Source organism: Stella humosa (assembly GCF_006738645.1).
GTDB lineage: Bacteria > Pseudomonadota > Alphaproteobacteria > ATCC43930 > Allostellaceae > Allostella > Allostella humosa.
On the sequence record NZ_AP019700.1, the window covers coordinates 4,128,468 to 4,140,694 of the forward strand.

10 protein-coding genes are annotated in these 12,227 nt (G+C 68.9%); 6 read left to right on the forward strand and 4 right to left on the reverse strand.

Features of this window, described 5'->3' with window-relative positions:
• Nucleotides 1–135: 135 nt before the first annotated feature.
• Entirely contained in the window at nucleotides 136–1,527 is a 1,392-nt protein-coding gene (locus tag STVA_RS19395) for a sodium-dependent transporter (protein WP_123693047.1), read from the reverse strand.
• 121 nt (nucleotides 1,528–1,648) lie between these two features.
• On the opposite strand from STVA_RS19395, the gene STVA_RS19400 reads away from it, so the two are divergent.
• The 3 genes from STVA_RS19400 to STVA_RS19410 all read left to right on the forward strand — a co-directional run bounded on the left by STVA_RS19400 (nucleotide 1,649) and on the right by STVA_RS19410 (nucleotide 6,591).
• Complete coding sequence (locus STVA_RS19400) at nucleotides 1,649–2,251, forward strand: TetR/AcrR family transcriptional regulator (RefSeq protein WP_123693046.1); 603 nt, start codon at nucleotides 1,649–1,651, stop codon at nucleotides 2,249–2,251.
• A gap of 81 nt (nucleotides 2,252–2,332) precedes the next feature.
• On the forward strand, nucleotides 2,333–3,427 hold the full coding sequence (locus STVA_RS19405) for an efflux RND transporter periplasmic adaptor subunit (RefSeq protein WP_170216614.1): 1,095 nt from the start codon (nucleotides 2,333–2,335) through the stop codon (nucleotides 3,425–3,427).
• Nucleotides 3,428–3,465: 38 nt separating this feature from the next.
• The gene (locus STVA_RS19410; RefSeq protein ID WP_123693042.1) at nucleotides 3,466–6,591 is read left to right on the forward strand and encodes an efflux RND transporter permease subunit; all 3,126 of its coding nucleotides are present in this window, start codon (nucleotides 3,466–3,468) and stop codon (nucleotides 6,589–6,591) included.
• 17 nt (nucleotides 6,592–6,608) lie between these two features.
• Here the strand turns inward: STVA_RS19410 and STVA_RS19415 are convergent, their stop codons facing one another.
• Nucleotides 6,609–7,307, reverse strand: a complete 699-nt coding sequence (locus STVA_RS19415; protein ID WP_123693040.1) for a calcium-binding protein — start codon at nucleotides 7,305–7,307, stop codon at nucleotides 6,609–6,611.
• 50 nt (nucleotides 7,308–7,357) lie between these two features.
• A complete protein-coding gene (locus STVA_RS19420; RefSeq protein WP_123693038.1) occupies nucleotides 7,358–8,221 on the reverse strand; it encodes a fumarylacetoacetate hydrolase family protein in 864 nt (287 codons plus the stop codon).
• Between the two features lie 219 nt (nucleotides 8,222–8,440).
• Here STVA_RS19420 and STVA_RS19425 point away from each other — a divergent pair, with 219 nt between their 5' ends.
• The 3 genes from STVA_RS19425 to STVA_RS19435 all read left to right on the forward strand — a co-directional run bounded on the left by STVA_RS19425 (nucleotide 8,441) and on the right by STVA_RS19435 (nucleotide 11,453).
• Entirely contained in the window at nucleotides 8,441–9,430 is a 990-nt protein-coding gene (locus STVA_RS19425) for a calcium-binding protein (protein WP_123693036.1), read from the forward strand.
• A gap of 70 nt (nucleotides 9,431–9,500) precedes the next feature.
• Entirely contained in the window at nucleotides 9,501–10,490 is a 990-nt protein-coding gene (locus STVA_RS19430; RefSeq protein ID WP_123693034.1) for a calcium-binding protein, read from the forward strand.
• Between the two features lie 30 nt (nucleotides 10,491–10,520).
• Complete coding sequence (locus tag STVA_RS19435; protein WP_142235824.1) at nucleotides 10,521–11,453, forward strand: hypothetical protein; 933 nt, start codon at nucleotides 10,521–10,523, stop codon at nucleotides 11,451–11,453.
• Between the two features lie 215 nt (nucleotides 11,454–11,668).
• On the opposite strand, the gene STVA_RS19440 is transcribed toward STVA_RS19435, so the two are convergent.
• Nucleotides 11,669–12,226, reverse strand: a complete 558-nt coding sequence (locus tag STVA_RS19440; RefSeq protein WP_123693031.1) for a hypothetical protein — start codon at nucleotides 12,224–12,226, stop codon at nucleotides 11,669–11,671.
• Nucleotide 12,227 lies beyond the last annotated feature (1 nt).

Below are 12,227 nucleotides of genomic sequence, written 5' to 3' on the forward strand. Positions count from 1 at the left end.
CCGATACTTCGTTCTTCGGCAGGACTGTCACCACCAGGACTCGCGACCCTGGCGGGCGCCCCGCTCGTTCGCAGCCGCGATCGTGGGGTAAGAGCCGGAGGCGGTCAAACGCGTAGTTCGGGTCGGCACGCCGGCCTAGAAGAAGCCCGCCGCCAGGAAGAGCAGAATGGCGCCCGGCACGACCCAGCGCAGCGCCAGCATCAGCCAGCGCAGCCAGCGGCCGTCCAGGTCCAGCGCGCGGCCGACCATGGCGGCGGGCATGACGTGGCCGGCGAAGACCGCGAAGGCGATGCCGGCCGCCGGCAGCAGCAGGTTCGAGGCGGCCGCGTCGATCGTCTCGAACAGGTCCGCATCCGCCCACCCGGCCAGGAAGGCCAGCGGGCGCACCCCCTGCCAGAGGTTGAAGGACAGCAGCGTCGGCACCCCACCCGCCAGCACCGCCAGGCCAGCCGCGAGCGCGGCCGGGCCGCGCCGCCAGCCGAAGCGCTGGACCAGCGGCGCCACCAGCAGTTCGAGCAGCGACATGGCCGAGGCCAGCGCCGCGATCGCCAGCAGGGCGAAGAAGAGACTGCCGATGACATTCCCGCCCGTGATCGCGCCGAATGCGATCGGCAGGGTGACGAAGACGAGGCTCGCCCCCTCGGCCGGATCAAGGCCATGGGCGAAGACGAAGGGAAAGACGGCCAGGCCGGCCAGCACCGACAGGGCCGTGTCACCCGCGACGATGACGGCGGCCGCCGGCACCAGCCGGATGTCGGCCCGGGTATAGGCGGCATAGGTGATCATCGCCCCCAGCCCGACACCGATCGAGAAGAAGCCCAGCCCCAGCGCCTCGATCGCCGTGCGCGCGGTCACCGCCTCCATCCGCGGTTCGAACATGAACCGGGCAGCCGCGCCGAACCCGCCCTGGACGGCGCCGTAGCCGACCAGCAGCAGCACCAGCCCGAACAGCACCGGCATCAGCACGGTGCAGGCGCGCTCGATGCCGCCGCCGACCCCGCGCGCGACGATGGCGACCGTGGCGGCCAGGAAGATCGCCTGCGACAGCGCCAGCCGCAGCGGATCGCCCACCAGTTCCGCAAAGCGCGCCCGCGACAGGGCGGCGTCGACACCGGCGAAACCCGTCACCAGCGCGCTCAGGGCATAGTCCAGCGTCATCCCGGCGATGACCGCATAGTAGGTGAGGATGAGATACCCGCCGGCCAGCGCGACCGGGGCCACCCACGCCCAGGCAGGCGACCGCCGCGCCGCGCGCGCGACGGCATCCAGGCTGGACACCGCATCGCCGCCGCCGCGCCGGCCGATCGCGAATTCCGCCAGCAGCAGCGGGATCACCACCAGCACCATGCCCAGCAGATAGAAGATCAGGAAGGCGCCGCCGCCATTCTCGCCCACCTCGTAGGGGAACTTCCAGATCGAGCCGAGACCGACGGCCGAGCCGATCGCCGCCATCAGGAAGCCGGCACGGCTGGACCACTGGTTGGATTCCGCCGCCGGAGCGGTCGGTTTCAGCGCTTCGTTGACCATTCGGCGACTCTGGGCCGCGGCGGCCGGCCGAGTCCAGGCGCCCCGAGGCTGGCGAATCGCCGCGGGCCTTGCGTCGGAATTAATGATGATTTACGAATATCGTCAGTCTTAAGGAAAAGCCGTGCCCCTGCCGATCCGCATCCGCGCCAACGCCGACGAGACCCGTACCCGCATCCTGGAGAAGGCCGAGGAGCTGTTCCGGCGCCTGGGCTTCGCCAAGACGGCCGTGGCCGACATCGCGGCCGAGCTCGGCATGTCGCCCGCCAACGTCTATCGCTTCTTCGCCTCCAAGAACGCACTGGTCGAGGCGATCTGCGAGCAGCACCTGGCGCGCATCCATGCGGAGCTGATGCGCATCGCGCGCGCCAACGACCCGGTAGTCGACCGGCTGGAGCGGTTCGCATTGTCGATCATCCGCTACCACAAGGCCAATTTCCTGACGGAACGGCGCCTGCACGACATCGTGCTGGTAGCAATGGAACATAGCTGGGAGTCGATTACCCAGCACAAGGAAGCGCTGGCGACGCTGATCGAATCCATCCTGCGCTCGGGCGTCGATAGCGGCGAGGTCGGGCCGGCGGTCGATCCGCGCCAGGCCGCCCGCATCATCCTGGGCTGCCTGACGCGGTTCTGCCATCCCATGGTCATCCAGCAGCATGTCGACGACGACCTGGAGGCGGAGGCGCAGGCCACCATCCGCTTCCTCGGCCGCGCACTGCAGTAGGTTTTTTTACGCCATTCTGCTGACGATTGTCCCATTTCGTCAGAATTCATGCGTCGCTACAGGGTCCAAGGAGTTGCGCCGATGAAGCGGAGAACCATCGTCCGGGCGTTCGGCATGGTCATGCTGACCGGGATCGTCGCCACGGTGGCGGCCTGCAAGCAGGAGGAGATCGCCCAGCGCGAGCCGCCCGCCCCGCGGGTGCAGGTGGAGCGCGTGACCTTCCAGCCGAGCGAGACGGCGCGGACGTTCGTGGGCGTGGTGCAGCCGCGGCATGAGACCGACCTGTCCTTCCGCGTCGGCGGCAAGATGATCGAGCGGCGGCTCAATGTCGGCGATCGGGTACGCCAGGGCGACCTGGTGGCGCGGCTGGACCCGACCGACCTGCGCCTCCAGGCCGAAAGTGCCGAGGCGGAGCTGGCAGCCGCCACCTCCAACCATGCCCAGGCCAGTGCCGACGAGCGGCGCTATGCCGGCCTGAAGGCGAACGGCTTCGCCCCCCAGGCCGACTATGACCGCAAGAAGGCCGCCCGCGACGAGGCCGAGGGTCGGCTGAAGCGGGCTCGGCGCTCGCTGGAGCTGGCCCGCAACCAGCGCGAATATGGCGAGTTGCGCGCCGATGCCGACGGCGTCGTAACGGCGATGACGGTAGAGGCGGGGGAGGTCGTGACCGCGGGCCAGCCGATCGCCCGCATCGCCCGCCAGGGCGAGCGCGAGGCGCTGGTCGCCCTGCCCGAGACGTGGCTGGGCGATGCCGCCGATGCGGCGGCCACCGTGCGGCTGTGGTCGCAGGATGTCCGCCCCTACCAGGCCCGCCTGCGCGAGCTGTCGCCCCAGGCCGACCCGGCGACGCGCACCTATGCCGCGCGCTTCACCATCCAGGATGCCGGCGAGGAGGCCGCCTTCGGCATGACCGCGACCGTCACCCTGACCCGCCACCAGCAGGTGGCGGCCGCCCAGGTACCGCTGGCCGCCATCGTCAACCGCGGCGCCGGCCCGCACGTCTTCGTGGTCGAACCCGCCGGCGAGACACTGGTCGCCCGGCCGATCAAGGTCGCCACGTTCGGCAGCCGCACGGCGGCCGTGACCGAAGGGCTGGCGGACGGCGAGACCATCGTGACGCTGGGCGTGCAGAAGCTCGAAGCGGGCCGCAAGGTCCGCCCGCTGCCGATCCGCTGACCACCCGCTGCCAACCGCCCATTCCGAGGACCGGCGCCATGCGCGGCTTCAACCTATCCGCCTGGGCCATCGCCCATCGCGCGCTGGTTCTCTACCTGATGCTGGTGGTGGCGGCGGGCGGCGTCTACGCCTACGTGAAGCTGGGCCGCGCCGAGGATCCGAACTTCACCATCAAGGTGATGGTCGTAACCGCCGACTGGCCCGGCGCGACGGCCGACGAGATCAAGAACCAGGTCGCCGACCGCATCGAGAAGAAGCTGCAGGAACTGCCCTTCCTCGACCGGGTCGAGACCTACACCCGGCCCGGCACCGCCGTGCTGCAGATCGTGCTGCGCGACACCACCCCGCCCGGCCAGGTTCGCGACCTCTGGTACCAGGTGCGCAAGAAGGTGGGCGACATCCGGGGCGACCTGCCAGCCGGCGTGAACGGCCCCTGGTTCAACGACGAGTATGGCGACGTCTATTCCGCCCTCTACATGCTGAGCGCCGCCGGCCAGACCATGGCCGACCTGAAGCGCCAGGCCGAGGATATCCGCCAGTCGCTGCTGCGGGTGCCGGGGATCAGCAAGGTCGACATCATCGGCGCCCAGCCCGAGCGCATCCATATCGAGCTGAGCCATGGCCGGCTGGCGACGCTGGGCATCACGCCGCAGCAGGTGTTCGACAGCGTCGCCCGCCAGAACGCGGTCGTGGCATCGGGCAGCATCGACACCGCCGCCGACCGCATCAATGTCCGCGTCTCGGGCGCGCTCGACGGGGTCGAGGCGATCGCGGCCGTGCCCGTCGCGGCCGACGGCCGCATCTTCCGCCTGGGCGACATCGCGACGGTGACGGCCGGCTACCAGGACCCGCCGCGCTTCCTGGTGCGCCAGGAGGGCCAGCCGGCAATCGGCATCGGTGCGGCCATGGCCGAGGGCACGGACATCATCGCGCTCGGCCGCGACCTCGAGCGCGCGGCGGCCGCCATCCGCCAGGAACTGCCGGTCGGCGTCGAGCTGAAGCAGATCGCCGACCAGCCGCATGTCGTGGAAGGCTCGATCGCGGAGTTCGTGCGCGTCTTCGCCGAGGCGCTCGTGATCGTCATGGTCGTCAGCCTGCTGTCGCTCGGCCTGCGAACGGGGATCGTGGTGGCCCTCTCGGTGCCGCTGGTGCTGGCGATCGTGTTCCTGGTGATGTACGCGGCCGGCGTGCCGCTGCACCGCATCACGCTGGGCGCCCTCATCATCGCGCTGGGCCTGCTGGTCGACGACGCCATCATCGCCATCGAGATGATGGTGGTGAAGATGGAGCAAGGCTGGGACCGGGCGGCAGCCGCCAGCTACGCCTGGACCTCGACCGCCTTCCCGATGCTGACCGGCACGCTGGTGACGGCGGCGGGCTTCCTGCCGGTCGGCTTCGCCAAGTCGTCGTCGGGCGAATATGCCGGCGGCATCTTCTGGGTGGTCGGGCTGGCGCTCATCGTCTCGTGGCTGGTGGCGGTCGTCTTCATCCCCTATCTCGGCTTCAAGCTGCTGCCGGACTTTGCCAAGCGGGCGCGGCATGCGAACCCCGATGCGGTCTACGACACCCGCATCTATCGCTGGCTGCGGGGGGCCGTGGCGGCCGCCGTGCGCTGGCGGCGCACCGTGGTCGTGGCCACGGTGGCGCTCTTCGCCCTGTCGATCTGGGGCTTCGGCCAGGTGCAGCAGCAGTTCTTCCCGACCTCCACCCGGCCGGAACTGTTCCTGGAGATGCGCCTGCCTGAAGGGTCGGCCATCGGCGCCAGCCTGGCGACGGCCGAGGCAGCCGAAAAGCTGCTGGCGGGCGACGGCGACATCGCCACCTACACCACCTATGTCGGCCAGGGGTCGCCGCGCTTCTGGCTCGGCCTGAACCCGGCCCTGCCCAACCCCAACTTCGCGCAGATCGTCATCCTGGCCCGGGACACCCCGGCCCGCGAGCGCATCAAGGCGCGCCTCGACCGGGCGATCGCCGACGGCGCCCTGCCCCAGGCGCGCGTGCGCGTCGACCGCTTCGTCTTCGGCCCGCCGGTCGGCTTTCCGGTGCAGTTTCGCGTGGCCGGCCCCGACGCCGAGCAGGTGCGCCGCATCGCCGTCGACGTGCGCCGAGCCATGGCCGAGGACCGCCGCGTCATCGACCCGCACCCCAACTGGGGCGAGCAGGCCAAGAGCGTGCGGCTGGCGGTCGACCAGGACCGCGCGCGCGCCATGGGACTGACCCCGCAGGAGATCGGCGCCACCCTGGCGACCCTGCTCAGCGGCTATACCGTCACGCAGCAGCGCCGCGGGATCGAGCTGATCGATGTCGTCGCCCGGGCCACGCCGGAGGAGCGCCTGTCGCTCGACCGGCTGCCGGAGCTTACCGTCGCCACGCGGGGCGGGGTGGCCGTGCCGCTGTCGCAGGTCGCCCGCGTCGAATACGACTATGAGGAGCCGATCCTGTGGCGGCGCAACCGCGACGTGGTGATGACCGTCCGCGGCGACGTCGTCGACGGGGTGCAGCCGCCCGACGTCACCCGCGCGCTCCAACCGCGCATGGCCCAGATCGCGGCCGGCCTGCCGCCCGGCTATCGCATCGAGGCCGGCGGGTCGGCCGAGGAAAGCGCCAAGGCCAACGCCTCGATCGCGGCCGTCCTGCCGGTCACGCTGCTGGTCATGCTGACCCTGCTGATGATCCAGTTGCAGAGCTTCGGCCGGCTGGCGCTGGTCTTCTCGACCGCACCGCTCGGCATCATCGGCGCGGCCGGCATGCTGCTGGCGACCGGGCGGCCGTTCGGCTTCGTCGCCTTGCTGGGGCTGCTGGCGCTGTCGGGCATGATCATGCGCAACGCGGTGATCCTGGTCGACCAGATCGAGCATGACGTCGCCGCCGGCCATCCGCGCCAGCGGGCGATCATCGACGCCACGGTGCGGCGCAGCCGCCCGGTGGTGCTGACCGCGCTGGCCGCCATCCTGGCGATGATCCCGCTGTCCAGCAGCGTCTTCTGGGGGCCGATGGCCACCACCATCATGGGCGGGCTGATGGTGGCGACGGTGCTGACGCTGTTCTTCCTGCCGGCCCTCTACGCCCTGGCCTTCCGCACCCGCGACGAGGCGCCGGCCACCGCGGCCAAACCCGCCGCAGCCGACCCGATGTCCGGGGCGGCCGCGGCGCCGGCGGAGTAGTCAGACGGGCGCAGCAGTCAGACCAGCTCGAAGTCGTTGATGGTGAGCTGCGACTTGGTGATGCCCGAAAGGTAGACGCCCTCGCCGCTGGTGCCGAGCGGCACGAAGGCACCGTTGGCGGTGTCGACGATGTCGGCGATCAGGTCCTCGATCGAGCCGATGGCGGTGCCGTTGATCATCCCGTTCTCCAGGTCGACCAGGATGCGGTCATGGCCCGGCTCGTAGTCGGTGATCCGATCGATGCCGCAGGCCGCCCCGAAGAAGAAACGGTCGGCGCCGACGCCGCCCTGCAGCGTGTCGTTGTCGCGGTCGCCCGACAGGAAGTCGTCGTCGGAGCCCGTGAAGATGAAGTCGGTGCCCTGGCCGCCATAGGCGATGTCGTTGCCGGCACTGCCGAACAGGTTGTCGTTGCCGAGGTTGCCGGCCAGCCAGTCGTCGCCGAACTCGCCATAGACATAGTCCTGGCCCTGGCCGCCCATCAGCGTGTCGTTGCCTTCGTCGCCGCGCAGCAGGTCCTCGCCCTGGTTGCCGTTCAGCCAGTCGTCGTGGTTGTCGCCGAAGAGCTGGTCGTTGCCGCCGCGGCCATAGATCGTGTCGTCGCCGGCGCCGCCGCGGATCGAATCCGCCGCGTCCGAGCCATTCAGCACGTCGTCATCGATGAAGGCACCGAAGATGATGCCGCCATTGACCGTCGTGGGTCCGCTGAGATCCACCATGTCCTTGCCTCCTGTCTTGCTTGTTGCTGGGTTCAGGCTTCTTGCTGGGTTCAGGCTTCGTCGACCACCGGGTTGCGCAGCAGCCCGACGCCAGAGACTTCCACCTCGATCACGTCGCCGGCCTTCATGTATTCGGGCGGGTTGCGGCGCGAGCCGACGCCGCCCGGCGTGCCGGTGACGATCACGTCGCCCGGCGCCAGGGGAATGAAGGTCGAGATATAGGCGATCTGCTCGGGGATCGAGAAGATCATCATGTCGGTGGTGGTGTCCTGGCGCACGCCGCCATTGAGGCGCGTGGTCAGGCGCAGTTTGGTCGGATCGGCGATCTCGTCGGCCGTCACCAGCCAGGGCCCGAAGGCGCCGGTCGAGGCGAAGTTCTTGCCGGGCGTGAACTGGTGGGTGTGGCGCTGCCAGTCGCGCACCGAGCCGTCATTGTAGCAGGCGTAGCCCGCGACATGGGCCAGCGCGTCGGCCTCGGCGATGTGCCGGCCGGGGCGGCCGATGACGATGGCCAGTTCACCCTCGTAGTCCAGCTTGTCCGACACGCGCGGGCGCACCATCGGCTCGCCATGGCCCATCTGGCTGTCGGCGAAGCGCGTGAAGATGACCGGCTTCTCGGTGACGTCGCGCCCGCCCTCGGCGACGTGGTCGCGATAGTTGAGGCCGATGCAGACGATCTTGCCCGGATCGGGCACCACCGGGCGGAAGCGGATGTCGGCCAGCGCATGGTCGACGGTGCCGCGCGCCACCAGGGTCTGCGCCTCGGCGAAGGCGTCGGCGGCGATCAGCGCCTTCAAGGTCGGCAGGCGCAGGCCGAGCCGGGCGCCGAGGTCGACCACGCCCTCCTGGCCGGCGGGGCCGGTCAATGCGCCATAGCTGTCGCGGCCGGCCGCGGTGAAAGACAGAAGCTTCATGGGATCGGGCACTTCATGGATCGGGCGTCCCCCAGGATTTGGGGCGGCGCATAGTCTGTCCACTCGCGCGCCGAAGCAAGCGGCCGGGCACCCTTGCGACGGCGGCATCGGGACGAAAGGTTGCGATGCCCGTGGCCGGCAGTCTAGTTTTGACGCTTGTGGCACCGATGGCGGATTTCGGTGCCGGGGCCGGGGGGCTTCACCACAGGAGGCAAGCGCATGGCGTTCATCGCCGCGTCCAAATCGTTCGACGTCTTTTCCGCCCAGATCATGCCGCTGCCGCAGGGCTCGACCATCCTGGTCGCCAACGAAGCCACGGTCGTCGCGCGCCAGCCCGATGGCGACAGCGTGGCCATCACCGGCAGCTTCACCTATCCCGCACCGGGCGCCCGCGTCGAGCCGACCGACGGCACCATCGTCGAGTACTCGATCAACTCGGCCGGCGACGTCCGCCAGTTCGACCTGACCGGCGGCGACGTCGACGTGACCGAGCTTTATGACTTCCGCGCCGCCGGCGACGTGCTGGGCTATGCGCAATACCTGCTGCGCGGTTCCGACACGCTCTTCGGCAGCACCGACGCCGACACGCTGGCCGGCTTCGACGGTGCCGACACGCTGAACGGCAACCCCGGCGACGACCTGGTGTTCGGCAATGCGGGCACCGACCGGGTGATCGGCGGCAGCGGCGCCGACTGGCTATTCGGCGGCCAGGGCAACGACATGGTCCTGGGCGGCCCGGGCGACGATCCCTATGTCGCCGGCAACAAGGGCGACGACTTCATCTTCGGCAACCTCGGCAACGACACGCTCTATGGCGGCCAGGGCGCCGACACGCTGGTGGGCGACGATGGCGACGGCAGCGGCACCGGCGGCAACGACCTGCTGTTCGGCGACCGCGGCGACGACGACCTCTATGGCGACTTCGGCAACGACACGCTGGTCGGCGGCATCGGGGCGGACCGCTTCTTCTTCTTCACCGGCGAGGGCGTCGACCGCATCATCGACTTCCAGCCGGGCGAAGGCGACCGCATCGGCATCGAGATCGACATCAACGAGAGCGGCATCGTCGATTTCGCGACCCTGCTGCCGCATGCCGGCGGCGACGGATTCGGCGGCACGCGCATCGACCTTGGCGACGGCAATGCCGTGATCATCGAGCGCATGCCGGTGGCCGGCCTGTCGCAGGAAATGTTCCAGTTCTTCTTCTGACCAGCGGCGGGACGGCCAGCCGCCGTCCCGCCCGCCCCAGCCGGCAACACCCCATCCGAGGACCCGACCGATGGCCACCCTGATTGCCGCGCAACCGATCGACATGCTGGCCCCGGCCTTCTTTCCCGGCATCGCGGGGTCCACCCTGTCGGGCCAGGCCAACCAGAACGAGGTGACGCTGGTGGAGCCGGACGGCACCATCAGCTACCTGGGCGGCCAGTTCGCGATCGGCGGGTCGGGCCAGCCCGCCAGCGGCACGATCGGCGCCATCGCCGAGGAAAGCCAGGCGACCGGCGAGATCTATGCCGGCACCGGCTTTTCCGTGGATTACGGCGCCTATGCCGCCTTTCGCGACGGTGGCGACAATTTCGGCTTCGTCTTTGCCGCCATGCAGGGCGACGACCAGATCTTCGGCAGCACGGGCGCGGACCGGCTGGTCGGCTTCGACGGCAACGACGAGATCATGGGCGGCCCCGGCAATGACGACGTGAACGGCAATGTCGGCGCCGACACGGTGCTGGGCGGTGCCGGGCAGGATTTCGTGCGCGGCGGGCGCGACGACGACCTGGTGCGCGGCGGCCCCGGCGACGACTGGCACGTCAACGGCAATGTCGGCAACGACACCGTCTATGGCGATGGCGGCAGCGACACCGTCTTCGGCGGCCAGAACGCCGACATGCTCTATGGCGACTATGGCGACCGCTCGGCCTTCGGCGGCAACGACTACCTGATCGGCAATCTCGGGCGGGATTCGCTCTATGGCGAGGACGGCAACGACACGCTGGAGGGCGGCGCCGGCTTCGACTTCTTCTTCTTCGGCAGCGACGGCGACGACGACCGCATCGTCGACTTCTCGCCGGACGAGGACGTGCTGGTGATCGAGAACAACATCAACGACAGCGGCCTGGTCGAGGGCATCGCCTTCTCGGCGATCCAGGCACGGCTGTCGGTGGTGGACGGCAACACCGTCTTCGACCTCGGTGCCGGCGACACGGTGACGATCCAGGGCATCCTGCCGGGCCAGCTCCAGGCCAGCCACTTCACCTTCTACGACGTGTAGGCGGTCCCCTCCCCAGCCAAGGCTGAGCCCATGACGCTTGCATTGAACCCTGTGCTTGAGCGCGACCTCGACGTCGTCCTGGCAGCGGCGCTTCACTGCTCAACCGCGTTGAGAAACTGGTTGATCAAGACAGTCGGTCGCGAGCCGGGTGGGCACTCCCTGGAAAAGATTGCGGTATCCGCGGCTACGGAGCTCGGCGAGACGGATGTACTAGTGATCGTGGCACTGGGGTCGGGCGAGCAACTGGCGCTAATGATCGAGCACAAGATCGGTGCCGTGTTTCAAAGCACTCAAGCCGAGCGCTACGCTCTGCGTGGTGACAGAGGGCGGGAACTCGGTGGCTGGCATCACTTCGAGACGATCCTTTGCGCGCCTTCCTTCTACCTCGATACCTGCCGGTCAGAGAAGAAATGGGGGACGTACCTGGCATTCGAGGAGATTGAAGCGTGGGCCAGGCAGTCAGCCGACCCGACCATCAGCTTCTTGCCCACTGTATATGAGCAGGCTACTCGGAAGCTAATGTCGGGACGAGTTGTGGCGAACGCTGAAGCCAGTCAGTTCTGGCAGCGGTATCGCGAAGCAGCTGCAACCATTCTGCCAGCTGGTACGAAGATCGCCGGTCTGGGCACAGTTGCGGGTATCAATACCCCGTGGCCGCGCTTTCAATTCGCAGCCGGCTCGCCAGCGATGCGGCTTGAGCACAAGCCGCGCCACGGGGTCGTTGACCTCAACTATCCCGGCGTAACCGGGGAACAACTGGCGACGATGCTCGATGCACCGCTTCCCACCGATGTGCGTGTAGAGCGAACGGGGCAGTCATGGTCATTACGCATCAATGTGCCGACCATCGATCATCTCAAGCCGTTCGAAACACAGGAGGGAGCGTTTCTTGCGGCATTGGCGGCGGTTGAACGGCTGCACACGATCGAACGAACGCTCAAGAGCGCGATCGCAGCCACATAGACGGTGCGAACGCACGGAGTAGGCTGTTCCTCAGCCTGAGTGCGCAGCGCAGCAAGCAGTCGAAGGCCGCACCAGCGGTCCCGTCAGTCCGCCTGGATGATCGGCCTGGATGGCGCCGCCGTCGGCGCGTCCCTCGACAAGAGGCTCGGGATGAGGACCCCCGTATCTGCATTGACCATCATCCAGATCATCCGCGAAGCCCCAACAGCCTGCGCTCAGGCCCGCACCAAGGCCGCGTTGGCATCCTCGAAGGCCTGCTTCAGGGCGACCGAATCATAGGGCTCCTCGGTCAGCCGGCCCGGGTCCCACTGGCTGCGGCCGGGGGCGAAGAAGTCGCCGCCATAGACGTGCAGCGCCCCGGTGAAGCGCGGAATCGGGTTGGTGACGGAGTGGATGACGTCGCGGCCGAGCGGGGCGACGTCGCCCGTCGACAGGGCCTCGGCGCCGGCGGCCTCCAGCATGCGGCCATCGCTGCCCTCTACCCGGCGCCAGAAGATGTTGTCCTCGCGCCCCGAATAGATGCCGATCACCGCCCACATGCGGTGATTGTGGGGCTGGATCGTCATCTTCGCCCCCCAGACGAGATTGAGGATGGTGAGTTCCGGCGACCGGTACAAGACATCGACCATGGCGCGCGTCGGCGCCCCCAGGCCGCGCAGGACCTGGGCCGGATCAGCCATCGCCCGCAGCATCACCTCACGGGCCGCCTTGTGGGTCGGGTCAGCGGCGACGGCCGCCTGGCATTCCTCGACGAAGCGCTCCCGGTCGAACATG

Bases quoted from the DNA above. Each gene is read 5' to 3' on its own strand.
- STVA_RS19395 (WP_123693047.1), bottom strand. From the start codon at position 1,527: ATGGTCAACGAAGCGCTGAAACCGACCGCTCCGGCGGCGGAATCCAAC.
- STVA_RS19405 (WP_170216614.1), top strand. From the start codon at position 2,333: ATGAAGCGGAGAACCATCGTCCGGGCGTTCGGCATGGTCATGCTGACC.
- STVA_RS19410 (WP_123693042.1), top strand. From the start codon at position 3,466: ATGCGCGGCTTCAACCTATCCGCCTGGGCCATCGCCCATCGCGCGCTG.
- STVA_RS19415 (WP_123693040.1), bottom strand. From the start codon at position 7,307: ATGGTGGATCTCAGCGGACCCACGACGGTCAATGGCGGCATCATCTTC.
- STVA_RS19420 (WP_123693038.1), bottom strand. From the start codon at position 8,221: ATGAAGCTTCTGTCTTTCACCGCGGCCGGCCGCGACAGCTATGGCGCA.
- STVA_RS19425 (WP_123693036.1), top strand. From the start codon at position 8,441: ATGGCGTTCATCGCCGCGTCCAAATCGTTCGACGTCTTTTCCGCCCAG.
- STVA_RS19430 (WP_123693034.1), top strand. From the start codon at position 9,501: ATGGCCACCCTGATTGCCGCGCAACCGATCGACATGCTGGCCCCGGCC.
- STVA_RS19435 (WP_142235824.1), top strand. From the start codon at position 10,521: ATGACGCTTGCATTGAACCCTGTGCTTGAGCGCGACCTCGACGTCGTC.
- STVA_RS19440 (WP_123693031.1), bottom strand. From the start codon at position 12,226: ATGTTCGACCGGGAGCGCTTCGTCGAGGAATGCCAGGCGGCCGTCGCC.